The sequence below is a fragment of the Anaerobutyricum hallii genome (assembly GCF_900209925.1).
GTDB lineage: Bacteria > Bacillota > Clostridia > Lachnospirales > Lachnospiraceae > Anaerobutyricum > Anaerobutyricum soehngenii.
Genome location: NZ_LT907978.1, coordinates 793,959 through 818,835 on the forward strand (window position 1 = coordinate 793,959; position 24,877 = coordinate 818,835).

A 24,877-nucleotide genomic window follows, 5' to 3' on the forward strand; every position below is an offset into this window, starting at 1 on the left:
CCACTACCTTTAGGTGGTGGGAGGAGCCTTGTAAATCTTTAATCGTTAACCCTGATTCTCAATATATTTTTGTATAGTGGCTGAAGATACTTCTCCAATGCTACAAGCAAAATATCCGTCTGACCAAAATATCTTCTTTTTCCAATACTGTTTAGATAGAAGCGAACTATATTTGTGCCATAAATAATACGTTGTTTCTTGCTTTACAATTTTGACAATATCGCAAACTTTATCTGTTGTATCGTAACTTAATAAGAAATGTATATGATCTTTGTCGGTTTCTATAGCAATAATTTCGTAGCCATAAGCATTAGCAATATCGAAAATCTTTTGTTTAACATCATCAGCGATAGAATCTTTGAGTAATTGTTTACGATATTTGGTTACTAGAACTATATGTACTTTAAGATTGTATTTTCGTCTGTTATGACGATTGTATCTATTATCCATAATTCACCTCAAAACATTGATTTTCACCAATTGTTATTATATAATATATTTAGTGAAATATCTACGAAAGGAGTACATCTATGGAACAGATAACTATTACAGCTAAAATTCAAATAGCCGCAACGGAAACGGATAAAGTTTTGCTTGATGAAACTATGTCTGTTTATCGTAATGCCTGCAATTATGTTTCAGACTATGTATTCCATACTCACGACTTAAAGCAGTTTTCACTTAATAAGGTTTTGTATTCTACTTTACGGGAAAAGTTTGGTCTTAAATCGCAAATGGCTCAGTCTGTTTTGAAGACCGTTATCGCCAGATATAAGACCATTCTGGAGAATCAAAACGAATGGATCAAACCCTCGTTCAAAAAGCCTCAGTATGATTTGGTTTGGAACAGAGATTATTCCTTAACACAAAACCGCTTTTCAATCAATACGCTGAATGGTCGTGTGAAGTTATCTTATTTTGCAGATGGAATGTCTAAGTATTTCGACCATACGATCTATAAGTTTGGTACAGCTAAGCTTGTAAATAAGCATGGTAAGTATTATCTTCACATACCAGTAACCTATGATGTCGAAGAAAGTAATATTTCTGACATCTGTAATGTTGTGGGCATAGATAGAGGTATTAACTTTGTTGTTGCCACTTATGACAGTAAACACAAGTCTGGATTTGTTAGCGGTAAGGCTATAAAGCAAAAACGTGCTAATTATTCCAAACTTCGTAAAGAACTCCAAATGCGACGGACAGCATCTTCAAGACGAAGGATAAAAGCTATTGGTGGGCGAGAAAACCGTTGGATGCGGGATATTAACCATCAGGTGTCAAAGGCACTCGTTAAAAATAACCCAAAGCACACTCTCTTTGTATTAGAAGATCTGTCAGGTATTCGTAATGCTACAGAACGTGTTAAAACAAAAGACCGTTATGTTTCTGTATCATGGTCTTTCTATGACCTTGAGCAAAAACTAATCTACAAAGCAAAACAGAATCAGTCTTCTGTTATTAAGGTAGACCCTCGCTATACAAGTCAGTGCTGCCCTTGTTGTGGACACGTTGAAAAGTCTAACCGCAATAAGAAGATACATCTGTTTACTTGTAAAAACTGTGGTTATAAATCTAATGATGACCGCATTGGAGCTATGAATCTGTATCGTATGGGAATAGACTATCTTGCAGATAGCCAAGTACCTGATACAGTTGTAACAGAGTAAACTCTGCTACAAAGGGTGCTGTCAACCACCCTATGATGTAACGCCACTTTAGATAGCAATATCTATCGGGGATTAAAGGTCGGAGGTGTAAGCCGTTAGTACGACTGGGCAGTTACAAGCCCATGACCTTTAGGTCGTGGGTAGTTGACATGGGAAAAGGAAAAAAGAGAATTATTTTAGTTGCGGCTTTAGTGGCGGTTTTACTCTGTGGCAGTGTATTTGCCAAGGAAACAATCCGGGAGTGGAGAAGCAATCTTATTGTAAAACAGGAAGAAGATGGTTTACGGATTGAATATGGTGGAAAAGAAAAGGAAGATACCAGGGAAGATAGCAAAAATGCAGTTTTGCAAAATGAAAAGCAATCAGAAAACAAAGAAAATGAGAAAATAACAGCAAATCAGAAAAAAACAATTGATTATAGTGTACCAGCTAAGTATAAATTAAAGTGGGTTCCTGAAGGCTACAAAAAAGAGACTGAAAACAGCGATGAGAAAGATCTATACTGGTATTATATGACTTATAGTAACGAAAAAGGAGATTTGATCATATATAATCAGCATGATGCAGATTATGTGATTCAGATGGCTTTTGACAAACAAAAAGACAGGAAAGAAGAGGTTTCTGTTTGTGGTGTAAAAGGAAAATACTTTACGCATGAAGATAAAGGAGTCATAATCTATGAAGTAAATGGAGTTACATATACGATACAAGGTGCTGTATCAAAGCAGGAGTTAATCAAAATGCTGGAGAACAGAGAAAGGATAGGGTGACTTCTAAACAAAAAAATATCCCCACCATTGTGGAGCAGCACTCCACCCGGTGGGGATATTTTTATGTCATTAACAAATAAAAATTGATGAACGCTATATTAGTAAACGATAACAGGGAATCCTTCTTCTACATATTTATAAAGGACTGCGGCAGTAGAATATGGACAGTTTACACATCCATGAGAACCGTTGCCTCTGTAAATAGAACCGCCGAAAGAAGAACGCCATGTTGCATCATGAAGTCCCTGACCACCATTAAATGGCATCCAGAAGCTTACCTTAGAAGAATAGGAACCGCCGCCTGCATTAGGACCGGTTAAAGTTGCGTTTCGCTGCTTGTAAGTGAGCGCATAAACACCGGTGTAGGTCTGGTGTCCTTTTGTTGGGTCCCCGGTAACAACAGAGGAGTTTACTTTACATTCTCCATTTACGAAGAGCCATACTTCCTGATTAGAAATACTTACTTCAACATAAGAGTTACCGATATCATTTTTAGCAGATTTTCTGCATCTTGCCTTGTAGGAATATACAGGTTCTCTTTCAACATCTTTTCCGGATTTTAGTTCTTTGATCAACTGGGCTTTTTCTTTATCGAAGTAGATCTTCCATCCATAGTCACCACCGTATACATTGATTTTAGAACCGTAGGCAGTTGTGAAAGGACGGGAAGAACCCATCGTATTGTATTTAGAACCAAGTTTTTCGATATAGTCTCCCACTTTGCTTTCGTCTAAAGTTACTTTAAAGTCTTTGGAAATCTTAACCCAATCTTTGGATGTATTGTAATCAAGAGTTTCCTTTGTGTAGTCAAAATCATAGGTAATTGTGCCGCTGGCGTACTTATTCGCTTTGGCAAGTGCATCTGTCACAGCCTGATCTTTCGCATAGTATTTTGGAAGCTTGTAAAGATTTTCTTTTTCAAGATCAATCTTTGTAATACCGGTAGATAAGTCAGTTCCGATTAACTGAAGCAATGCTTTCTTTTTCACAGTGTTTCCGAGAACTTCCGGAACAATCTCAAACTGGCTGTCTCCTGCTTTTATGTAAGCACTCTTTGGTGCGGTTACATTCTCTTTTTTGAAACATTCAAGATTATTTACAACTTCCTCTAACTTCGCTTCATCATAAGTTACATCTAATTTAACTGTATATTTCTTTTCTCCAAACAGGTTTGTAAACCATAACCATGGATTCATAGAATCATGAAGATCGGTAATCTGACTGCCGACATTGATTACGGTTCCGACATCATTCGCATCGATTACTTCAGTACGTTTCTTTTCTTTTAAGGAAATCTTATGTGATGCGAGATCATCTGTAAATGCCTTCTCTGCGGCTGCGGTATCCATCTCTCCGACTTTTACGTGATTGATTACGGTATTGTGTGGAAAATGATTGGAATAATAGTAAACACCGCCACCGTAAACAGCGATTAGAAGAATAAGAATAACAGCTACGATGATTTTACCTGTATTAGAGGCTGCCTTCTTATTACTGCGGCGATTTCTTGTTGCATTGCTGCCAGAAGCAGCATTCTTTGTTTGTGTATTATCACTCATTCGTTAATATTCTCCCTTCTCAAAATAGTTTTGTTAAAAAAAATATAAAGCTCAAGTAACAAAACAGTATCATTATAATACATTTCACAAGAAAATGATATTAATTATTCTTAAAATTCTGTTACAAATCAAAAATCACATTGTTTGGATAAGCCTAAGAAATTCTTTGATCTGGTCTGGAGTACGCTTACTTAAGCTTGAGTTATGAAAGCGGGAATCCATGGTAACTTCCGGACCAAACCAGGAAGGTGCCTTATAAGCGTTGGCATGCTCGATATCAGGAAATTCTACCTCTGCCATACAAAATCCGCTGTAGTCCCCTTCAAATACATCTAGTTCAATCAGATAAGGGTCATCTGGAATCTTATAGCGTTTTTTTTCAATAGAAATCCCATCTTTTTTTGTAAGAAGATGTGCAAAAGATTCTTCTGACAGGGGCATCTCAACTTCTTCTCTTGCAAGAAGACCAGAAGATTTTAAGGTTAAGATATAGTCTGTATTCTTTTGTCTGACACGTATGACCGGTTCTGTAGAAATATAGGCCTGTGTTAAAGTGTCACAAGGGTAATGATTCAGGTCATCAGGTAAAGATTTTATTAAAAACTTTCTTTCGATTTCCATTTCAATTTTCCTTTCTAATCAGATGAATTATTATAATAACGACGTATTTTTATATGATAGCATATTTTCTGAAGAAATAAAGTGAAAAAAGTATGACCAAGCTTGATAAAAAGAGGTAATTAAGCTACAATTAAGGTTAATGAATTTATCATAAAGACAAAGGAGGGCTTATTTATGCGTTCAGTATATGTATTTTGTGCCGATGGTTTTGAAGAAGTGGAAGGCTTGACGGCAGTAGATTTATTAAGAAGAGCGGGTATCGATGTGAAAATGGTGTCCATTATGGGCAGGTTACAGATAACAGGCTCACATAATATTTCTGTGAATACAGATATTTTAATAGAAGATATCAGGGAAGAAGCGGATATGCTTTTACTGCCGGGCGGAATGCCAGGAACGAATTATTTAAGGGAACATGAAGGTTTAGCAGATCTTTTAAAGAAACAATATGAAGCTGGAAAGTGGGTCGCAGCTATCTGTGCAGCACCATCTGTATTTGGCGGTCTTGGTTTTTTGAAAGATAAAGAGGCAACAAGTTATCCAGGATGTCTTGATGGTATTCCGGTTGGAGCATATAAAGAAGACCCGGTTGTTGTTGATGGGAATGTGGTAACGAGCAGAGGTGTAGGGACAGCGATTGCATTTGCGCTGAAGCTTATTGAAGTATTAATCAGTAAAGAGAAGGCAGAAGAGATTGCTGCTTCTATTATATACTCGGCGTAGGAGGAAGAAGATGCAGCAGGAGAGTAAGATTGGATTTTTGTGGCAATATGTGATTGCCTGCGTCCATCCGTCTCAGTATAAAGAACTGATCAGGAAGAAAAAAGGAGCGTTTATTGGATATATCAGTGTTCTTATTATGTTTCTTGTTTTTATAGAGAACGTGATTCCGTTTGCAGCATGGACAGCGAGTGTGGGAGGATTTGAGAACCTGTTTTTAGAGCGTATTCCTGGATTTACTTTAGAAAAAGGAGAGTTTCATAGTGAAAGTCCGATTGATTTTACTATAGGTGGTGTGGTTCGTGTTAAAGCGGATTCATCGGTAGAACAATTTAAGGAGTCCGATTTTCAATCAGACTATGTACAGGAGCTTTTGGTTGGAAAGAAGAATATTTTGATTAAAATGCCAAGTGGGAAGCAGGTTATTAGTCTTTCTCAGTTTAAAAACTGGAGGCTTAATAATCAGGGCTTGGTGGAAATGCTGCCTGCGCTGTATATGTTTCTGGCATTTTATCTGGTAGTGCTACTTATTACGAAAGCAGTACAGTATCTTCTTGTGGCATTGGCATTTGCTTTAATTTGCAGGGGAAGTGTCCGAAGAAGTGATGGGAAGATGGTGTCCATGGCAGAATCTTTTTATATTGCAGTGTATGCAAGAACATTGGCTGCAATAATCGGGAGTGTGAATGCGGCGCTTGGGTATAGGATAGATAGTATGATTCTTATGATCGTGACAGTATTTATTACGATGGGATTTATCATGCGTGGAGAGATTTCTGTGTTGGATACACAGACATCAAAGGAATAATAAGTGTAAAAGAGTTCATAACGAACTTGAAAAGAGATGAATCAGTAATCTGTTGAGAAATCAGCAGAGAGGTTTAAGGAGGAATTTGTTATGTCAAAGGTTATTATGGTTACCGGCGGTAGCCGAAGTGGAAAGAGCGTAATCGCAGAGCAGAAGGCAAAGGAATATGGAAAGCGCAGTGTTCTTTATCTTGCGACAGCGATTCCGGTCGATGATGATATGAAAGAACGTATCCGTATCCATCAGGAAAGACGAGATTCCGAATGGGGAACTTATGAAGGATACCGAGATCTTGGAGAAGTTGTAAAGAGTACAGAAAAGAATACGATCCTTCTTGATTGTGTTACCGTTATGATTACAAATATTTTATGTGAAGATGAGGAGAGAGATTTTGATAAGATTTCTGCTTCCGAAGTAGAAAAGCTTGAGAACGAAGTTATAAAGGAACTGAGTAATCTTGTAAAGGCAATTCGTGATGAAGATAAGACACTTATCATTGTATCTAATGAGGTTGGAATGAGTGTGGTTCCGTCATATCGACTTGGAAGAATTTTTAGCGATATTTCAGGAAAGGCAAATCAGGTTCTTGCTTCTTTAAGTGATGAAGTTTATGTAGCGATCAGTGGTCTGCCACTTCGTCTTAAATAGGTGTGCCTATGGCTAAAAAGAAAAAAAGAAAAGGGAGCGGATTTTTTTCAAATCTGCTTCTTATATTGTGCATTCTCATTTTTTGTGTTGCAGCATGGAAGCTGTGGGGGTATTATAGACATTACCATGGTGGGAAAAAGGAATATGAGCAGTTAAGACAATATGTGAAAGAAAATGCTGATCCTGACGAACAGAAAACGAAGAAGGGGAAGGATAACTGTCCGGTTACAGTAGATTTTGAGGCACTTGCTAAGGTGAATCCGGATGTAAAGGCCTGGATCTATATTAAGGGTACGGGCATTAATTATCCGATTGTTCAAGCGGCAGATAATACGACATACCTTCATCAGACATTTGAAGGAAAGGATAGTTTTATTGGTGCGATCTTTTTAGATGCAGGATGTGAACCGGATTTTTCTTCGGAAAACAGTATCGTCTATGGACATAATTTGAAAAATGGCCAGATGTTTGGTATGCTAAAGAAGCATTATGATACAGAGTATAATCCGGATGCCGATTATAAAAAGCATCAGAAAATCTGGATTATCACACCGGAGGAAGAGATAGAATATAAGGTGTTTGCAGCAAGAGAGATTGATGTTAATGAGGATTCTGATGTATATACGATTGCATTTGCTTCTGAGGAAGACTATGCATCTTATTTGAAGAATTCTATTGAAAAGGCACTTTATAGTCTGAAAACAAAACCAGACAGTGAAGAAGATATTCTGACATTATCAACATGTACTTCTTCTTCGAAAGCCGGCCGTTTTATTGTGCAGGCAACACAGATACAAAGGACAGCAAAGTAGTAGACAAGGAGTAGATATGAGAGAGAAAAATATATGGGAGAGAATCAGGAATTCTTCGAATTGCAGAGTTCTTATTCTTAATCTGATTCTGACTCTTTGCCTGAATCTTCTTCTGGAATTTACGGAGAGGAGATCTGTAGGTGAGGTGATTACATTTGTTCAGGAAAGAACATTTGTATTTCTCTATAATGGATTTATTATATTTTTATGTTTTTCCATTGTATTTTTAGTAAGGAAAAGGATTTTTGCCTATGTATTTATCAGTGGCTGCTGGGTTTTAGTAGCGATTGCGAACGGAGTAGTTTTAAGTGACAGAAAGACACCGTTTACGGCAGTAGATCTTACATTAGTAAAGTCAGTTCTGCCGATTCTTGGCAGTTATCTTGAAGTGTGGCAGATTCTTGGAATTGTCATCTTATTAGTGGTCGGGACAGGTGGTCTTGTATGTCTTTACCTTTATTCTCCAGAAGATAAGCGATCGAGGCATTTGGTAACAGAAGTTTTATGTACAGCAGTTACTGTAGTATGTTTTTGTGCGGTAACTTATGTCGGAGTCGGTAAAGGAATGCTGATTAAGAAGTTTGATAATCTGATCGCCGGTTATAAAGATTATGGAGTTGCCTATGGTTTTTGTGTCACAGCAATAGATACCGGGATTGACCGTCCGATTAATTATTCAAGAGAAACGGTAGACCGCATAAAGAAAAAAGTAAAAAAAGCAGAAAAGAAAAAGGCAGGAGTTGTACGTCAGCCTAATATTATTTTTATTCAGTTAGAGTCTTTTTTTGACGCAACAACAGTAAAGAATTTAAATATTTCAGAAGATCCGATTCCTACATTTCATAAGATTCAGAAAGAATATACATCAGGATATTTAAAAGTTCCGGTTTATGGAGCAGGAACAATCAATACAGAATTTGAAGTCATTACAGGAATGAATATTGATTATTTCGGTACAGGAGAATACCCATATCGAAGTATTCTTCACAAAACAACCTGTGACAGTGTGGCCTATTGGTTAAAAGAGAAGAAGTATGCATCAAGTGTGATTCATAACAATAATGCATCTTTTTATGATAGGGATGCCGTTTTTTCCAATCTTGGATTTGATAATTTTATCAGTATTGAAAATATGGATATCGAAAGCAGAAACGAAGCCGGATGGGCGAAAGATTCTGTTTTGACCAGATATATCATGGATACTTTACAGCAGACAGAGAAGAAAGATATTATTTATACGATATCTGTGCAGGGGCATGGAGATTATCCTACAGATGATCAGAGTAATTCTCCAATTACCGTTTCTGGTGAAGGTTTGAGTCAGAGTTATCTTAATCAGTTTACATACTATGTGAATCAAACAAGAGAAATGGATGATTTTATTAAAGAACTGACAGAAAAACTTTCCGATTATCCAGAAGACGTGATGGTGATCGCCTATGGTGATCATTTGCCGGGAATGAATCTTGAAAATAAAGATCTCAAGAATAATTCAAAGTACGAGACACCGTATTTTATCTGGGATAATTTTGGATATAACAAGGCAAATAAAAAGAAAGAATCCTGTAAAGTAGAAGCCTGGCAGCTGGCATCGAAAGTACTTGGCGAGGTAGGAATCTATAATGGATTTTTAAATAAATATCATCAGACGATGCAGTCTAGTGAAAAATACCGTAAAAATCTAAAACTTTTACAGTACGATATGCTTTATGGAAGTGATTTTGTACGAGAAGGCAAAAAGCCTTTGGAACCGACAAAGATAAATTACAGCTTAGATCCTGTAGAAATTACAGAAATAAAAGAATGTGAAGATAGCTATTTATTAGTTGGAAATAATTTTACAGATGCAAGCCGGGTTTTTGTAAACGGAGTGAAAGTGGCTTCAGAAAAACAAAGCAGCAGTGTGTTAAAAATCTCTAAAAAGGCTGTAAAGGAAGGTGACAAGATTACGGTTCATCAGGTAAGTGTGACAAATGAAAATATTACACTGAACCAGTCTGAAGAATATGAATTTCGTAAAGATAAAGTAAGATTGTTATACAAAAATTTGTATGATGAATAAATTAAAGCAGCTGTTCATAACAAATTTACAGCATGTGGCCTTTTGCTACGTATGGACAGTATGGACAGCTGCAAATAAGAGAAAACAGGAGGATAAAGTATGTCAACAACAACCGCAATATTATGCGCCTTTGGCGTGTACTTGCTGCTGATGATTGGAATTGGTGTCTGGTGTATGAAAAAGACAACAGGAGCCGATGACTATTTCTTAGGAGGAAGAGGTCTTTCCGGTCCGGTAGCTGCATTATCTGCACAAGCATCCGATATGAGTGGATGGCTGCTTATGGGACTTCCAGGTTCTGTATATGCATTAGGTACAGGACAGGCATGGATCGCTGTCGGTCTTGGACTTGGAACAATCGCAAACTGGTTAATTATTGCAAAGCCGCTTCGTGCGTATACGATCGTGGCAAATAATTCCATGACTCTTCCGGAATTTTTCGGAAATCGTTACCATGATAAGAAGAAGATTCTTTTAGGAATCTCTTCAGTTATCATCGTTGTATTTTTCTTGGTATACACAGCCTCTGCGCTGGCATCAGGAGGAAAGCTTTTTAATACGGTATTTGGTATTGATTATCATGTAGCATTATTTATTGGAGCAGCCGTTATTTTAATTTATACATTTATGGGCGGTTTCCTTGCAGTATGTACAACCGACTTTGTGCAGGGAACCTTAATGCTTATCGCATTATTAGTTGTTCCGATTGTTGCATGGGGATTTGTAAGCGGAGATTTCTCTGCATTATTAACACAGAGTGGAGTGAATTCAGAACACTATATGAGTCTTATGTATAATGGAGATCATCCGATTACACCGATTGAGATTATATCTAATCTCGCATGGGGACTTGGATACTGCGGAATGCCTCATATTTTGATTCGATTCATGGCAATCAAGAATGAAAAAGAACTTCGTAAATCATCTGTCATTGCAATTGTGTGGGTTATTATCTCTCTTACACTTGCCGTAGCAATCGGTGTGATCGGTCGTGCGTATCTTCTTCCGGCAATTCTTGGAGAAACAGCAGGAGCCCCATCAGCAGAATCCGTATTTATTCAGATGATTCAGGAAACATTTACAAATAAGATTAATCTTCCATTTATCGGAGGAATCTTTATCTGCGGTATTTTAGCAGCAATCATGTCTACGGCAGATTCTCAGCTTCTTGTATGTTCCTCTTCTGTATCCGCCGATATTTATCAGGATATTTTTAAACCAGAAGCAACAGATAAAGAAGTATTAAATGTAGGACGAATTACGACAATTGTTGTCGCAGCACTTGCATTTATTATCGCCTGGAATCCAAATAGCTCTGTTATGGCCCTTGTATCTGATGCATGGGCAGGACTTGGTTCTGCTTTCGGACCATTAGTAGTAATGAGTCTTTTCTGGAAGAGAACAAACCTTCCGGGAGCAATCGCAGGACTCCTTTCTGGAGCGTTAACTGTAATTATCTGGGATTATATCCCACTGATCGGTGGACAGACTCCGTATGTCGCAACTGGATTATATTCACTGGTTGTTGGATTTATCATCAGCTTGCTCTTCATCATTGTAGTAAGCCTTATAACAAAAGCACCGGAAGAATCCATTGTTGAAGAATTTGAAACCTATAAAGCATATAAAGAATAGTAATTTGCTGGGGACACAGACGCCGCTTTAGTAGAAGATATTGAGCTAAATTGTAGTTAGCCTTCTAAAGAAAAAAGAATTGTGATAAGTTAGATTTTGTTCCGTTGCGCTAAGCATTCCATTCTGCCCGGAAAAAGAGGAACTTGGGAAAAACGAGTCCCAAGTTCCTATGGTCAGAATTCCATAGCGCAAAGTCACAAAATGCAATACTTATCACAATTCTTTTTTCTTTACCATAGTTTCCTTACAATTCAGCAGGAAATTTTGTTTCAGCGGCTGTCTGTTTTTAATAGCAAATAGCAAATTAGTGATTTCTGTTGGAAAGAGAAGGGGATTCCCCAAAAGATTATGATTTTTATTCAGAATGAAAATTTTCAGAAGGGAAATCTCTTCTTACGGAATTGTAAGGATATTATGGTGAAAGAAAACGGATTAAGTAGAAGGCATTGGCTGTCACTGTTCTCTGATTAAAAATTATAGACTTCTGGACAATCTCCTTATTCCCATCCAAGCTTTAAATACTAATTTCCATCTGGAGCCAAAGAACAGAAAACCAGAAATTTGATATAAAAGAAAATGTGATGTCGGAGCGAGTAAAAATGCCGAACAGGCATTTTCTACGAAGCGACTATCTTCACATTTTCTTTTATATCAAATTTTTGGTTTTCGTTTCTTTAGTTCCTCAAATTCGCATTTAAGCCCCATTCTCACCAACCGTAGATTTAGATAGTCAGAAAAAAGAAATACTGGCATATCCCAGATGCGGCTTCGGAGCGTGTTTAAGATGCGAACGAGCATTTTAAACACAGCGACTATAGAGCAGATGGGATATGCCAGTATTTCTTTTTTCGTCTACACGAAATCTACAAATTAGTATTTGTTTATTTTATTCTTGAAAGTACCGCTCTTGCGGCTTTAATTCCGGAAGCTCCAGCCTGTGCCAGTCCTCTTGTTGTGCCGGCACCATCTCCAATCGCGAAGAATCCAGGAAGTTTTGTCTCAAGTTCATGGCTTAACTCTAAACGGGAAGAATAGAATTTAACTTCCGCACCGTATAAAAGAGTGTCATAATTTGCAGTACCTGGAGCAACTTTATCAAGAGCGTAGATCATCTCAATAATATCGTCAAGCTGACGTTTTGGAAGTGCTAATGATAAGTCTCCTGGAATAGCCGCTGTCAGTGTTGGTTTTACGAAAGACTGACTTAAACGATGTTCATTTGTGCGGACTCCTTTTACAAGATCACCGAAACGTTGTACAAGTACACCGCCTGCTAACATATTAGAAAGAGAAGCGATGTGTTTACCATAGCGATATGGTTCATCAAATGGTTCTGTAAAGCGGTTAGAAACAAGAAGGGCAAAGTTTGTATTCTCACTGCGAAGAGAAGCATCAGAGTAAGAATGTCCATTTACAGTGTTGATACCTTCTACGTTTTCAGCAACAACGTGACCGTAAGGATTCATACAGAATGTACGGACACTGTCACCATATTGTTTGGTACGGTAAACGAGCTTTGATTCATATACAACATCTGTAATGTGTTCGAATACTCTGGCAGGAAGTTCAACACGAACCCCGATATCTACCTGATTATTAATAAGTTTAATTCCAAGATTTTTACACTGATTTGCAAACCATTCAGCACCACTGCGGCCGGGAGCGGCAATCAGGTATTGACAACGTGCAATATCTCCCTTTTCTGTTACAAGTTCATATCCTTCAGAACAGGTTTTAATTTCAGAAATAGCTGTATTAAAATGAAAATCCATTTTATCTTTTAAATCTTCATAAATATTTGTAAGAATCATAAGATTCTTTTCAGTACCAAGATGTTTACACTGTGCCTGCAGAAGATGAAGGTCAAATTCAAGAGCTTTCTTTGCAAGAGCCTGTGCCTCCGGAGTAGTAGTAGAGAAATAATTTGTAGTAGCACCATGAGCCACATTTACATCATCGACATAATGAATCAGTTCCATAACTTCGTCATGGTCCATATAGTCTGTCAGCCAGCCGCCAAATTCCGTAGTGAAGTTAAACTTACCATCAGAAAATGCACCGGCTCCGCCAAAACCACACATAGTATCACAGACTTTACAGTTAATACACTGTTTCACTTTCTTTGCTACAATCGGGCAGCTTCTTTTATAAATATCTCTTCCCTGCTCAAAAACCCCAATTTTTAAGGAAGGATTTTTTAAACTAAGCTCATAACCGGCATAGATACCGGCCTCACCACAGCCAATAATAATAACATCATACATTTGATTCATGCGTACCTCCAAAATCAATAGTTTACATTTGTTGTAATGTAAAGATAAATAAAAAATCTTTACATATTATAAAATATTATAAAATAAAAACATGCCAAATGCAATTCGGTCACTCACTTTTTCTTATGTATTTTATATTCACTGCAGCAGATAAAAAATAGTATGAGTTGTTTTCGCTGCGTTCTCATGTTATGATGAATGGGACAATTTATACAGGAGATGAACGAAATGGAATTTTGGGATATTTATGATGAAAATAAACAGTTAACTGGACGTACAATGAAGCGTAATGACTGGTGCTTAAAAGAGGGAGAATATCACCTGACTGTTCTTGGTGTGATTGCAAGACCAGATGGTACTTTCTTAATTACAAAGCGTGTTATGACAAAGGCATGGGCACCTGGATGGTGGGAAGTTTCCGGTGGCGGAGTACAGGCAGGAGAATCTTCCGAGGAAGCAGTAAGAAGAGAAGTGAAGGAAGAAACTGGTCTTGACGTGCGTAATGCAGAAGGCGGATATGTATTTACTTATAAAAGAGTGAATCCTGATGAGGGAGATAATTATTTTGTAGATGTCTATCGTTTTGTGATGGATATTGATGAGAAGGATGTATCTTTTCAGGAAGCAGAGATTGACGGTCATATGTTTGCAACAAGAGAGCAGATTGAAAGTTTTGCTAAAGAAGGCAAGTTCCTTCACTATGACAGCATCAAACAGGTGTTTTCTTTTGACTGAAAATCTTTGCGGTGAAAGCTCCATCTGAACTATGGCTCAGGTGGAGATGTTTACAGGTAGTGTAGTATAAGTAAAGCAGAGGTGTTATCTTTGTAAAAACGGGAAAAATGCTTGCTTTTATAAGTATATTATAGTAGAATGTCAACGGTTTAAGTTTGATTTTGATTAGGAAAAGAGGTGAAATTCATGGACAGTTGTGATAGTACGGGGCAGAGTATAATTTGCGGTGGTATGTGTTATAAAGAAGAGTTTAAAAATTTGGATGTGACTGGATATGGATTTCGTCAGAGAAGTAGTTTAAGAAACATCTGATTTTTTATGTTTTTATTGTATAATATATAGAACTACTACTTTTAGATAGTTACCATTATACATTGATCGTTTTTCCACCGCGTGGATTCCTATACTTCACAGTTAGTAATTGGTTGACATACTGCTGAAAAGTTTTGGAAACTTGATGCGGTGGGTTTTTTATGCCCTTTTAAGGGTCGAAGGGAGATGTATGATGGAGAAAATGTTAAAAAAACCAGATTATGCGAAAGAGATTCTGGAGATTATGCATGGCTCTTTTTCGGAAGAGGATATGCTGGAAAGAATTTCCGATTACCATGAGAATGATATCGCAGAAGCCTTTGAATTACTGTCAGAAGCGGAGCGAAAAAGATGGTACCGGATGTTTGGTCCGGAACAGATCGCAGAGATTTTTTCTTATATTGATGATCCGGATTCCTATTTGAAGGAATTACCGTTAGATGAGGCTGCGAAGGTACTTTCTTATATGGATTCGGATGATGCGGCTGATATTTTAGATGAAATGGATCACTCCACTCAGGAAAAACTGGTGGGATTACTTGATGAAGAATCAGGACATGATATTAAGATGATTCTTTCCTATGAGGATGATGAAATGGGTAGCAGAATGACTACGAATTTCATTGTGATTCATAATAATCTGACAATTCGTCAGGCGATGCGTGAACTGGTGCAGCAGGCGGGAGAGAATGATAATATTTCTACAGTGTATGTTCTTGATGAGAATGACAAGTTTTACGGTGCGATCGATTTAAAGGATTTAATCGTAGCAAGACAGCAGGATAACTTAGAAGATATCATCAGTACTTCTTATCCGTATGTAAATGATCATGAAAAAGTTGACGAATGTATTGAGAGAATTAAAGATTATGCGGAAGATTCTATTCCGGTCCTTACGCAGGAACATCTCCTGATCGGTGTTATTACAGCAGTGGATATTGTAGAAGCTGTTGATGAAGAGATGGGAGATGACTATGCAAAGTTAGCCGGTTTAACTGCAGAAGAAGATTTAAAAGAGACAACAGCACAGAGCATGAAAAAAAGACTGCCATGGCTGATCATTCTTTTGTTTTTAGGAATGGGTGTATCTTCTGTTGTCGGCGTGTTTGAGACAGTTGTTGCTGTACTTCCGGTTGTTATGTGCTTCCAGTCTTTAATTCTTGATATGGCAGGAAATGTCGGAACACAGTCTTTGGCTGTGACAATTCGTGTACTGATGGATGAAACACTAAGCACAAAGCAGAAATTTGGCCTTGTAGTAAAAGAAATGCGAGTTGGATTTTGCAATGGTCTTTTTCTTGGAATTCTTGCTTTTGTATTTATCGGATGTTATATTTGGCTGCTAAAAAGTAATCCGATAACACATGCCTTTGTAATTTCCGGCTGCGTTGGATTTTCTTTGATGACAGCGATGGTTATTTCAAGTATGGTCGGAACACTCGTACCGATGTTTTTCCATAAAATTAAAATAGATCCGGCGGTTGCATCCGGACCATTGATTACAACAATTAATGACCTGGTTGCAGTAATTACTTATTACGGTCTGGCATGGCTTTTGTTAATCCATGTCTTACAAATGGTTTGATTACTATTTGATTCATTAGGGAAAACAGACGAAAAAAGAAACAATACCATATCCCATCTGCTCTGTAGTCGCTGTGTTTAAGATGCTCATCCGCATCTTAAACACGCTCCGAAGCCGCATCTGGGATATGGTATTGTTTCTTTTTTCTGTGTTTTGGCTCCAGAAGGAATGAATGAAATAGTCTTTGGAGAGAGATGGGGGGAGAAATCAGAAGACTACTGCTTGCTCGGAAGATGTATCGTATAGGAGATTAAAGTAGTCACCTTTAGATTTGTCTTGTTGCGAGATATTGTGACAATATAATGATAAATTTATCATGTATAGTGATAGCTTGCAATAGCATCTTATCATCATTGACAGCATCGCGGAGATAGTATCAGAATAAGCCACAACTTTTTGAACTCTTCCCCCGTCCTTCTGGAGCCAACAAACAGAAAATAAAAAGAATAGATTATAGGAAATGTAATGTAAGAGCAGATAAATAAAATTGTCTGACAGATATACTTTCTAAGCAGCAGGAGACTTCAGACCTCTTCCCCTCAACCCTCCCAGAGACTATTGCATTCCGTCCTTCTGGAGCCAACAAACAGAAAATAAAAAGAATAGACTATAGGAAATGTAATGTAAGAGCAGATAAATAAAATTGTCTGACAGATATACTTTCTAAGTAGCAGGAGACTCCTGACCTCTCCTCCTTCTCTTCTCAAAAACTATTGCATTCATTCCTTCTGGAGCCAACAAGCAGAAAATAAAAAGAATAGACCATTGCAAATGTAATGTGAGAGCAAGTAAAAATGCCGAACAGGCATTTTCTACGCAGTGATATCTTTACAGTTGCAATGGTCTATTCTTTTTATTTTCGTCTGTTTCCCTCTAATGAATCAAATAGTTATGTTGTAAATTTTCTTGGGGTAGGGTATACTATTATACTGACACAAAAGAAGATGTTTCATTTGCCCTTTTCTGGGAATTCTAATAGTAGAAGATGGTTTTCAGAAAGTGTTGCAGGAGACATCTGAAGAGAGGAAGCGTATAGCAGGTGAAAGATGACGAGATGAAAAAATATTTAAAAATAGGAATTACCGGCGCGGCAATACTGGCATCAGGTATTTTATGTGCATTTGTATTGTTTAAAATGAGGGTTATTATTGAACTGTTAAAAGGTATTACAGGAATTTTGAAACCATTTTTATATGGGGCAGTAATTGCATATCTGCTTGCGCCATTATGTAATAAAATAGAAGAAAAGCTGTTTCAGACTTTTCCAAAGGCCAATAGAAAAGCAAAACGTTTTATCTGTTTTATAGCGATTGTCATATCGTTATGTGTGGCATTGGCAATCGTGTGGATGGTAATTATGCTTATTATTCCACAGGTATGGGACAGTGTAATGAAGATCATTGATATGGTACCGCAAAAAATTACGATACTGAATAATTGGATTGAACATATGCTGGAAAATCAGCCAGAACTTCAGGCATATTTTGAAGAATTTGCAAATCAGGCAGAGAGCCATATTAACAGTCTTTTAAATGTGGATACGATACAAAAAGTACAGAGTATTATCAATAGCCTCAGTGTACAGGTTTTTGGTGTGCTTGGTGTTTTAAAAAATATTTCGCTTGGATTTTTGATTTCGGCATATCTTCTCGGAAGCAGGAAGCTGTTTGGAGCACAGGCAGGATTGATTTTACATGGTGTATTTCCTGATAAATGGGCAAGAATTATTGAAGAAGAGATTCGTTATACAGATAAGATGTTTAATGGATTTTTAGTAGGAAAGATTATTGACTCTGCGATCATCGGATTATTGTGCTTTGCAGGACTCTCTTTCATGGGATTTGAAGCGCCGGCATTTATCGGTGTGATCATAGGAATTACCAATATTATTCCGTTTTTTGGACCGTTTATCGGGGCAATTCCATGTGGTCTGCTGTTACTTTTAGAAAACCCGATGCACTGTCTATATTTCATTATTTTTATTTTTGTATTACAGCAGCTTGATGGTAATGTAATCGGACCAAAGATTCTTGGTAATACGACAGGTGTTTCAAGCTTTTGGGTATTATTTTCCATTCTTTTATTTGGAGGAATGTGGGGAGTTGTCGGTATGGTTATCGGAGTACCGTTATTTGCGGTTATTTATGACATTATAAGGAAACTGGTTTACCGCGGACTTCGCAAACATAAGAGAGAATCCATGATAACGGATTACGAGGAAAAATATCATAAATCTTGATTTGTAGATTTGGTGTAGACGAAAAAAGAAAGAATACTATATCCCATCTGCTCTGTAGTCGCTATATTTAAGATGCTCGTCCGCATCTTAAATACGCTCCGAAGCCGCATCTGGGATATGGTATTCTTTCTTTTTTCTGACTACTCTAAATCCACAGTTAGTGAGAATGGGGATTCTTCAGCAGGTTGTGGCTTCCTAGAAGATTAAATTTGAAAGGATTGACATTCAAATTGTTGTAGGTTGTCTACTCTTTCTATTCAAATGGAAACTTCCAGAGGAAATGTGTCAGACCTTTAGAAGTTAAATTCCCGAAAAGTCATATCCTTCTGGTGCATTCCATGTTGCCCAACTGTGGATTTAGCATAGTCAGAAAAAAGGGAAAAATACTATATCCCAGATGCGGCTTGGGAGCGTGTTTAAGATGCGATAAGCATTTTAAATACAGCGACTACAGAGCAGATGGGATATAGTATTTTTTCCTTTTTTCGTCTATACCAAATCTACAAATCAGAATTGCATTTTTACTTCCGAAGGTGTATAAATATTTTATATTATATTATGCGATTTGAATTAGGAGGTGTTGGTATGACATATGAAGAGGTAATGAAGAAAGCAAAATCAGAAATAGGACCATATTGTAAGGTTTGTCCGCAGTGTAACGGAAGAGCCTGTAAAAATCAGATGCCAGGACCGGGGGCTAAAGGTGTGGGCGATGTTGCTATGAGAAATTATGATGCGTGGAAAGAAATCCGTATTAATATGGATACCATTTGTGAGAATGTAACACCGGATACAAGTATTGAGTTGTTTGGAGAGAAGTTTGCCTATCCGTTTTTTGCAGGACCGGTAGGTGCGATGAAGCTTCATTATGGAGAGAAATATGATGATCTTGAATATAATGATATTTTAGTATCTGCCTGTGCGGCAAATGGAATTGCAGCATTTACGGGAGATGGTACGAATCCGGATGTATTTAAAGGGGCAGCGGCAGCGATCAAGAAGAATCATGGACAGGGAATTCCAACAGTGAAGCCATGGAATATTGAGACGATTCGTGAAAAGATGGATATGGTACAGGAGGCAGGTGCTAAGATGGTTGCGATGGATATTGATGCAGCAGGTCTTCCATTTCTTAAGAATCTGAATCCGCCGGCAGGAAGTAAGACAGTAGAGCAGCTTAGTGAGATTGTTAACGCAGCTGGAATTCCTTTTATTGTAAAGGGAATTATGACTGTGGCAGGTGCAAAGAAGGCATTTGATGCAGGTGCGAGTGCAATTATCGTGTCTAATCATGGAGGAAGGGTGCTTGACCAGACACCGGCAACAGCGGAAGTGTTAGAGCGGATCGTAGAATGGAATCAGGGAAGAATGAAGATATTTGTAGATGGCGGTATCCGTCAGGGAACAGATATTTTCAAGGCGCTGGCGATGGGAGCCGATGCTGTCCTGATCGCAAGACCATTTGTACAGGCGGTGTACGGTGGAGCAGAAGAAGGAGTAAAGCTTTATATTGAGAAGCTTGCAGCAGAACTTGCGGATACGATGGCGATGTGCGGAGCAGCTTCGATCAAAGACATTAATCGAAGTATGCTGTACCGTCCAATGTAAATTTTGGATGTGGGAGTCATCTCACATCTGATATAAAAAGAGAAAGACAGGAAACAGGAAAATGAATAAAAAAGACACTGTAGTATTTGATTTAGACGGAACATTACTTGACACATTAGAAGATTTAAAAAACAGTGTAAATTATGCAATGCGTCATTTTGATTATCAGGAACGTACGTTAGATGAAGTTCGAAGATTTGTCGGAAATGGAATAGTGTTACTTATCCAGAGGGCAATTCCGGGAGGAAAAGATGATCCGAATTTTGAAGAGGCTTTTGCATTATTTAAAGAGCATTACGGAAAGCACTGTAATGATACGACAAAGCCATATGAAGGGATCATGGAGCTTTTGCATATTTTAAAAGAACATAACATTAAGATTGCGATTGTTTCTAATAAGGCAGATTTTGCAGTAAAAGAATTAAATGAAATATATTTTAAAGGGATGATTTCTGTCGCAATCGGTGAAAAAGAAAGTGAAGGAATTCGAAAGAAACCAGCGCCGGATACAGTGAGAGAAGCCTTAAAAGAGCTTGGAAGTACGGCAGAAAGTTCTGTTTATGTTGGAGATTCTGATGTAGATATCGAAACGGCACGAAACAGTGGTATGGATGAGATTTTATGTGACTGGGGATTTCGTGGCGAAGAATTTTTAAAAGAACATGGAGCGAAGATCATAATCAAAAAGCCAGAGGAAATCCTGACTTTTATCGGAGTGGATTAGAGAATCCAAGAAGTAAGAGTAGAAATAAAAAAACTTACCTTTATTTGCCATTATATTTCTTTTGAATCTGCACACAATAGGATTACGGTATTCCAATCGAAGACTCATTACGGAGGTAGAGACAATGGCAAGTAATAAAAATTCTTCATCCAACAGAACAGAAGTACCGGAAGCAAGAGATGCAATGGATCGTTTTAAAATGGAAGTAGCTGATGAGCTCGGTGTGAATTTAAAACAGGGTTATAACGGCAATATTACTGCAAAAGAAGCCGGCTCCATTGGAGGAGAAATGGTTCGTAAGATGATTAAGAAACAGGAAGAGGAGATGGCTGGTCAGAGCCGTTAAGTCTTGTTGATTCTTTAGCGATTCTTTAGAGAAAGTCCCTTACTGAAATCAGAATACCGTAAGAACAAGCTGCCTGTCCTTTAAAAATATAAGAACAGACGGCTTGTTTCTATGTTTTTCTATCAGTTTTTCGTCAAATTTTTATAGACAGTGAATATTTCTCATGTTATAATATTTAAATGTGTTTTCATATATTAAAATACAAAGTGAGTTTACTATGAATAAACTTTAAATAAGGAACATATTAAGGAGGATACTAAAAAATGAGCGTACAGGTTGAAAAATTAGAGCATAATATGGCCAAGCTTACTATCGAGGTAGAGGCATCTAAGTTTGATGCAGCAATGAAGAACGCTTACAATAAGAAGAAAGGCTCTTTTAATCTGCCAGGTTTCCGTAAAGGAAAAGTACCTATGTATATCATTGAAAAAGAATACGGAGCAGGAGTTTTCTATGAAGATGCAGCGAACGAACTTATGCCAGAAGCATATGCAGAAGCATTAGAAGAGAGCGGTCTTGATGTAGTTTCCCGTCCGGAGGTAGACGTAACTCAGATTGGAAAAGGACAGAACTTCATTTTCACAGCAGAAGTAGCTTTAAAGCCTGAAGTTAAATTAGGTCAGTATAAAGGTTTAGACGTACAGAAAGATTCTGCTGATGTAACAGATGAAGAAGTAGAAGCTAAATTAAAGGAAGCACAGGAACAGAACGCCAGAGAAATCACTGTAGAAGACAGAGCAGTTCAGGATGGAGATATCATTACTCTTAACTATGCAGGAACTGTTGACGGTGTTGCATTTGACGGCGGTACAGCAGAGAACCAGCAGTTAGTGATTGGTTCCCATACATTCATTGACAACTTTGAAGAGCAGTTAATCGGTGTTGAGATTAACGGTGAGAAAGATGTAGAAGTTACTTTCCCAGAAGAGTACCATGCAGAAGACTTAGCTGGTAAAGCTGCAGTATTCCATGTAAAAGTTCTTGGAATTAAAGAAAAACAGCTTCCAGCAATCGATGATGATTTTGCACAGGATACAACAGAGTTTGATACTCTTGAAGAATACAAGAATGATATCAAAGAAAAACTTGCTACAGCAAAAGAAGAGCAGGCAAAAGCTGCTGCACAGAACGCTCTTATCGATCAGATCGTAGAATCTTCTGAGATGGATATCCCAGATGCTATGGTAGACTTCCAGGTAGACCAGATGGTAGATGAGTTCAAGCAGAGACTTGCTTATCAGGGACTTTCTCTTGAGCAGTACGTTCAGTTCTCCGGACAGAGCATGGATGCTTTAAGAGAGAGCATGAAAGGTGATGCGTTAAAGAGAGTACAGGGAAGCCTTGTTCTTGAAGCAATCGTTGCAGCAGAGAACATCGAAGCAGACGAAGAAGACTTAAAGAAAGAGTTTGAGAAGATGGCTCAGATGTATCAGATGGAAGCAAGCCAGATCGAAGGTATGATTCCAGAAGAACAGAAAGAGAACATGAAGAAAGACATCGCAGTCCAGAAAGCAGTTGAATTTGTACTGGATCAGGCAAATGTAACAGAAGCTACGGAAGAGCTTGATTTCGAAGAAAAATAATCGTAACTATAATCTGGTTACAGATCATTAAAATTTCTGGTTGCTGTTTATGTAGAAACAGGAGGAATTATGAGTTTAGTACCTTATGTCATTGAGCAGACAAGTCATGGGGAGAGATCTTATGACATCTATTCCCGCCTTTTAAAAGAGAGAATTATTTTTCTCGGAGAAGAAGTTAACGATACCACAGCGAGCCTGATCGTATCTCAGCTGCTTTTCTTAGAGTCAGAAGACCCTGAGAAGGATATCAGCTTATACATTATGAGTCCGGGTGGTTCTGTAACTGCTGGAATGGCGATTTATGATACCATGCAGTTTGTAAAATGCGATGTATCCACTATTTGTATGGGTATGGCAGCCAGTATGGGAGCATTCCTTCTGGCCGGCGGCGCAAAAGGAAAACGTCTGGCTCTTCCGAATTCTGAGATTATGATCCACCAGCCATCCGGCGGTGCTCAGGGACAGGCTACAGAGATCGAGATTGTAGCAGAACAGATTCTGCGTACAAAAGAGAAATTAAACAGAATTCTTGCAGAGAATACTGGTCAGCCATACGAGAAGATCGTGCAGGATACGGAAAGAGATAACTATATGACGGCCGAGCAGGCAAAGGCATATGGTATTATTGATGCCGTCGTTGAAAAAAGACAGTAGTATGTACTTTCAGAATCTCAATACATCAGCTTTTATGGCGGATTTTAGAAGATTTTGAGAACGCATCAAATAATAGAGTTACCACAGCTTTTATAGTTGTGGTAACTTTTCTATGAGACAGATTGCAGCAGGAGTGAGGTGACAATATGGCAACACGATCCGACAACAACAAGCAATTCAGATGTTCATTTTGTAATAAAACCCAGGATCAGGTGAGAAAGCTCGTAGCCGGTCCAAAGGGTGTCTATATCTGTGATGAGTGTATCGAAGTATGCATGGAAATCATGGAAGACGAGTTTGAAGGTTTTAACGAAGATACACAGGAAATCAATCTTATGAAGCCAAAAGAAATGAAGGCTTTTTTAGATGATTATGTTATCGGTCAGGATGAGGCAAAAAAGGTTTTATCCGTAGCAGTATATAACCATTATAAACGTATACTGGCAGGTGGAAGCTATGATGTAGAACTTCAGAAGAGTAACATCATCATGCTTGGACCTACTGGTTCCGGAAAGACCCTTCTCGCACAGACATTGGCGAGACAGTTAAATGTACCATTTGCAATTGCAGATGCGACAGCTCTTACAGAGGCAGGCTATGTAGGTGAGGATGTAGAGAATATTCTTCTTAAGCTGATTCAGGCTGCTGATTATGATATTGAGCGCGCGCAGACAGGTATCATTTATATTGATGAGATTGATAAGATTACGAGAAAGTCAGAGAATACTTCAATTACCAGAGATGTTTCCGGTGAGGGAGTACAGCAGGCTTTATTAAAGATTTTAGAAGGAACGGTTGCTTCTGTTCCGCCACAGGGTGGAAGAAAGCATCCACATCAGGAATTCCTTCAGATTGACACAACAAATATTTTATTTATTTGTGGTGGAGCTTTTGATGGGCTTGAAAAGATTATTGAGAACCGTATCGGTAAGAAGTCGATTGGTTTCCAGGCAGAGATTATGGAACAACGCAAGAAGGATGTTGGTGTTTTATTAAAACAGGTTCTTCCGGAAGACTTTGTGAAGTTTGGATTGATTCCAGAATTCATTGGTCGTGTTCCAGTTAACGTATCCCTGAATCCATTAGACAAGGAAGCTCTTGTGCGAATTCTTACAGAACCAAAGAGTGCATTAGTAAAACAGTATCAGAAGCTGTTTGAGATGGACAGCGTTGAACTGAAGTTTACAGAGGATGCTTTAGAGGCAATCGCAGAAAAGGCTATTGCAAGAAATACAGGAGCCAGAGGACTGCGTTCTATCATGGAATCTGTTGTGATGGATTTAATGTATACTATTCCATCGGATGATATGGTAGCATCCTGCACGATCACAAAAGAGACTGTGGATGGAAGTGGAGAACCGGAACTGGCATATCATGACCAGCCGGTAACGAAGAAGACGGTTACAAGAAAGCGTCAAAAGAAAAATAACAATGAAATCGCTTAACAGTTACTGTTAAGAGGCACAGGCTGACACAGGAGGGAGATTTGTTACCTTTGTGCCAGCCTTTTTAT

The 24,877-nt window shown here is 38.1% G+C and carries 22 protein-coding genes; 18 read left to right on the top strand and 4 right to left on the bottom strand.

Annotation, left to right across the window (positions count from 1 at the left end; genetic code table 11):
- Window positions 1–45: 45 nt before the first annotated feature.
- Window positions 46–450 (bottom strand): IS200/IS605 family transposase, encoded by a 405-nt coding sequence (gene tnpA / locus EHLA_RS03600; RefSeq protein ID WP_096239346.1) that lies wholly within the window; start codon window positions 448–450, stop codon window positions 46–48.
- An 80-nt stretch (window positions 451–530) separates the two neighbouring features.
- Between tnpA and EHLA_RS03605 the strand changes: the two genes are divergently transcribed.
- The gene (locus EHLA_RS03605) at window positions 531–1,670 is read left to right on the top strand and encodes an RNA-guided endonuclease TnpB family protein (RefSeq protein WP_096239347.1); all 1,140 of its coding nucleotides are present in this window, start codon (window positions 531–533) and stop codon (window positions 1,668–1,670) included.
- Between the two features lie 149 nt (window positions 1,671–1,819).
- Entirely contained in the window at window positions 1,820–2,440 is a 621-nt protein-coding gene (locus EHLA_RS03610; RefSeq protein WP_157908545.1) for a DUF4367 domain-containing protein, read from the top strand.
- Between the two features lie 98 nt (window positions 2,441–2,538).
- On the opposite strand, the gene EHLA_RS03615 is transcribed toward EHLA_RS03610, so the two are convergent.
- Complete coding sequence (locus EHLA_RS03615; RefSeq protein WP_096239349.1) at window positions 2,539–3,999, bottom strand: L,D-transpeptidase family protein; 1,461 nt, start codon at window positions 3,997–3,999, stop codon at window positions 2,539–2,541.
- A gap of 135 nt (window positions 4,000–4,134) precedes the next feature.
- Window positions 4,135–4,620, bottom strand: a complete 486-nt coding sequence (locus EHLA_RS03620) for a CYTH domain-containing protein (RefSeq protein ID WP_096239350.1) — start codon at window positions 4,618–4,620, stop codon at window positions 4,135–4,137.
- A 174-nt stretch (window positions 4,621–4,794) separates the two neighbouring features.
- On the opposite strand from EHLA_RS03620, the gene EHLA_RS03625 reads away from it, so the two are divergent.
- The 6 genes from EHLA_RS03625 to putP all read left to right on the top strand — a co-directional run bounded on the left by EHLA_RS03625 (window position 4,795) and on the right by putP (window position 11,305).
- Entirely contained in the window at window positions 4,795–5,343 is a 549-nt protein-coding gene (locus tag EHLA_RS03625; protein ID WP_096239351.1) for a DJ-1 family glyoxalase III, read from the top strand.
- Between the two features lie 10 nt (window positions 5,344–5,353).
- Complete coding sequence (locus EHLA_RS03630) at window positions 5,354–6,148, top strand: DUF1189 domain-containing protein (RefSeq protein ID WP_021907870.1); 795 nt, start codon at window positions 5,354–5,356, stop codon at window positions 6,146–6,148.
- A gap of 90 nt (window positions 6,149–6,238) precedes the next feature.
- Window positions 6,239–6,796, top strand: a complete 558-nt coding sequence (gene cobU / locus EHLA_RS03635; protein WP_096239352.1) for a bifunctional adenosylcobinamide kinase/adenosylcobinamide-phosphate guanylyltransferase — start codon at window positions 6,239–6,241, stop codon at window positions 6,794–6,796.
- A gap of 8 nt (window positions 6,797–6,804) precedes the next feature.
- Window positions 6,805–7,608: a class B sortase gene (srtB, locus tag EHLA_RS03640; RefSeq protein ID WP_096239353.1), complete on the top strand. Its 804-nt coding sequence runs from the start codon at window positions 6,805–6,807 to the stop codon at window positions 7,606–7,608.
- A gap of 16 nt (window positions 7,609–7,624) precedes the next feature.
- Complete coding sequence (locus tag EHLA_RS03645) at window positions 7,625–9,670, top strand: sulfatase-like hydrolase/transferase (protein WP_096239354.1); 2,046 nt, start codon at window positions 7,625–7,627, stop codon at window positions 9,668–9,670.
- A gap of 99 nt (window positions 9,671–9,769) precedes the next feature.
- Window positions 9,770–11,305 (top strand): sodium/proline symporter PutP, encoded by a 1,536-nt coding sequence (putP, locus tag EHLA_RS03650; protein ID WP_096239355.1) that lies wholly within the window; start codon window positions 9,770–9,772, stop codon window positions 11,303–11,305.
- A gap of 881 nt (window positions 11,306–12,186) precedes the next feature.
- On the opposite strand, the gene EHLA_RS03655 is transcribed toward putP, so the two are convergent.
- Window positions 12,187–13,578, bottom strand: a complete 1,392-nt coding sequence (locus tag EHLA_RS03655) for an NAD(P)/FAD-dependent oxidoreductase (protein ID WP_096239356.1) — start codon at window positions 13,576–13,578, stop codon at window positions 12,187–12,189.
- A gap of 228 nt (window positions 13,579–13,806) precedes the next feature.
- Between EHLA_RS03655 and EHLA_RS03660 the strand changes: the two genes are divergently transcribed.
- From EHLA_RS03660 to clpX, 10 genes are all read left to right on the top strand, one after another.
- On the top strand, window positions 13,807–14,313 hold the full coding sequence (locus tag EHLA_RS03660; protein WP_096239357.1) for an NUDIX hydrolase: 507 nt from the start codon (window positions 13,807–13,809) through the stop codon (window positions 14,311–14,313).
- Between the two features lie 186 nt (window positions 14,314–14,499).
- Complete coding sequence (locus tag EHLA_RS16765; RefSeq protein WP_021907863.1) at window positions 14,500–14,625, top strand: hypothetical protein; 126 nt, start codon at window positions 14,500–14,502, stop codon at window positions 14,623–14,625.
- Between the two features lie 190 nt (window positions 14,626–14,815).
- A complete protein-coding gene (gene mgtE / locus EHLA_RS03665; RefSeq protein WP_096239358.1) occupies window positions 14,816–16,210 on the top strand; it encodes a magnesium transporter in 1,395 nt (464 codons plus the stop codon).
- Window positions 16,211–17,264: 1,054 nt separating this feature from the next.
- On the top strand, window positions 17,265–18,449 hold the full coding sequence (locus tag EHLA_RS03670; protein ID WP_242970664.1) for an AI-2E family transporter: 1,185 nt from the start codon (window positions 17,265–17,267) through the stop codon (window positions 18,447–18,449).
- Between the two features lie 585 nt (window positions 18,450–19,034).
- Window positions 19,035–20,057: an alpha-hydroxy-acid oxidizing protein gene (locus EHLA_RS03675; RefSeq protein WP_096239360.1), complete on the top strand. Its 1,023-nt coding sequence runs from the start codon at window positions 19,035–19,037 to the stop codon at window positions 20,055–20,057.
- Between the two features lie 61 nt (window positions 20,058–20,118).
- Window positions 20,119–20,781 carry an HAD family hydrolase gene (locus EHLA_RS03680; RefSeq protein WP_096239361.1) on the top strand — a complete coding sequence of 221 codons (663 nt, stop codon included), beginning with the start codon at window positions 20,119–20,121 and terminating at the stop codon, window positions 20,779–20,781.
- A 124-nt stretch (window positions 20,782–20,905) separates the two neighbouring features.
- Window positions 20,906–21,127 carry an alpha/beta-type small acid-soluble spore protein gene (locus tag EHLA_RS03685; protein ID WP_021907858.1) on the top strand — a complete coding sequence of 74 codons (222 nt, stop codon included), beginning with the start codon at window positions 20,906–20,908 and terminating at the stop codon, window positions 21,125–21,127.
- A gap of 263 nt (window positions 21,128–21,390) precedes the next feature.
- Window positions 21,391–22,710: a trigger factor gene (tig, locus tag EHLA_RS03690; protein WP_096239362.1), complete on the top strand. Its 1,320-nt coding sequence runs from the start codon at window positions 21,391–21,393 to the stop codon at window positions 22,708–22,710.
- A 69-nt stretch (window positions 22,711–22,779) separates the two neighbouring features.
- Window positions 22,780–23,364: an ATP-dependent Clp endopeptidase proteolytic subunit ClpP gene (gene clpP, locus EHLA_RS03695; protein WP_096239363.1), complete on the top strand. Its 585-nt coding sequence runs from the start codon at window positions 22,780–22,782 to the stop codon at window positions 23,362–23,364.
- A 146-nt stretch (window positions 23,365–23,510) separates the two neighbouring features.
- Window positions 23,511–24,809, top strand: a complete 1,299-nt coding sequence (gene clpX, locus EHLA_RS03700) for an ATP-dependent Clp protease ATP-binding subunit ClpX (RefSeq protein ID WP_096239364.1) — start codon at window positions 23,511–23,513, stop codon at window positions 24,807–24,809.
- The last annotated feature ends 68 nt before the right edge of the window (window positions 24,810–24,877 follow it).

Excerpts from the sequence above, each read along its gene's own strand:
- tnpA (WP_096239346.1), bottom strand. The coding sequence starts at position 450 with ATGGATAATAGATACAATCGTCATAACAGACGAAAATACAATCTTAAA.
- EHLA_RS03605 (WP_096239347.1), top strand. The coding sequence starts at position 531 with ATGGAACAGATAACTATTACAGCTAAAATTCAAATAGCCGCAACGGAA.
- EHLA_RS03610 (WP_157908545.1), top strand. The coding sequence starts at position 1,820 with ATGGGAAAAGGAAAAAAGAGAATTATTTTAGTTGCGGCTTTAGTGGCG.
- EHLA_RS03615 (WP_096239349.1), bottom strand. The coding sequence starts at position 3,999 with ATGAGTGATAATACACAAACAAAGAATGCTGCTTCTGGCAGCAATGCA.
- EHLA_RS03620 (WP_096239350.1), bottom strand. The coding sequence starts at position 4,620 with ATGGAAATCGAAAGAAAGTTTTTAATAAAATCTTTACCTGATGACCTG.
- EHLA_RS03625 (WP_096239351.1), top strand. The coding sequence starts at position 4,795 with ATGCGTTCAGTATATGTATTTTGTGCCGATGGTTTTGAAGAAGTGGAA.
- EHLA_RS03630 (WP_021907870.1), top strand. The coding sequence starts at position 5,354 with ATGCAGCAGGAGAGTAAGATTGGATTTTTGTGGCAATATGTGATTGCC.
- cobU (WP_096239352.1), top strand. The coding sequence starts at position 6,239 with ATGTCAAAGGTTATTATGGTTACCGGCGGTAGCCGAAGTGGAAAGAGC.
- srtB (WP_096239353.1), top strand. The coding sequence starts at position 6,805 with ATGGCTAAAAAGAAAAAAAGAAAAGGGAGCGGATTTTTTTCAAATCTG.
- EHLA_RS03645 (WP_096239354.1), top strand. The coding sequence starts at position 7,625 with ATGAGAGAGAAAAATATATGGGAGAGAATCAGGAATTCTTCGAATTGC.
- putP (WP_096239355.1), top strand. The coding sequence starts at position 9,770 with ATGTCAACAACAACCGCAATATTATGCGCCTTTGGCGTGTACTTGCTG.
- EHLA_RS03655 (WP_096239356.1), bottom strand. The coding sequence starts at position 13,578 with ATGAATCAAATGTATGATGTTATTATTATTGGCTGTGGTGAGGCCGGT.
- EHLA_RS03660 (WP_096239357.1), top strand. The coding sequence starts at position 13,807 with ATGGAATTTTGGGATATTTATGATGAAAATAAACAGTTAACTGGACGT.
- EHLA_RS16765 (WP_021907863.1), top strand. The coding sequence starts at position 14,500 with ATGGACAGTTGTGATAGTACGGGGCAGAGTATAATTTGCGGTGGTATG.
- mgtE (WP_096239358.1), top strand. The coding sequence starts at position 14,816 with ATGATGGAGAAAATGTTAAAAAAACCAGATTATGCGAAAGAGATTCTG.
- EHLA_RS03670 (WP_242970664.1), top strand. The coding sequence starts at position 17,265 with ATGAAAAAATATTTAAAAATAGGAATTACCGGCGCGGCAATACTGGCA.
- EHLA_RS03675 (WP_096239360.1), top strand. The coding sequence starts at position 19,035 with ATGACATATGAAGAGGTAATGAAGAAAGCAAAATCAGAAATAGGACCA.
- EHLA_RS03680 (WP_096239361.1), top strand. The coding sequence starts at position 20,119 with ATGAATAAAAAAGACACTGTAGTATTTGATTTAGACGGAACATTACTT.
- EHLA_RS03685 (WP_021907858.1), top strand. The coding sequence starts at position 20,906 with ATGGCAAGTAATAAAAATTCTTCATCCAACAGAACAGAAGTACCGGAA.
- tig (WP_096239362.1), top strand. The coding sequence starts at position 21,391 with ATGAGCGTACAGGTTGAAAAATTAGAGCATAATATGGCCAAGCTTACT.
- clpP (WP_096239363.1), top strand. The coding sequence starts at position 22,780 with ATGAGTTTAGTACCTTATGTCATTGAGCAGACAAGTCATGGGGAGAGA.
- clpX (WP_096239364.1), top strand. The coding sequence starts at position 23,511 with ATGGCAACACGATCCGACAACAACAAGCAATTCAGATGTTCATTTTGT.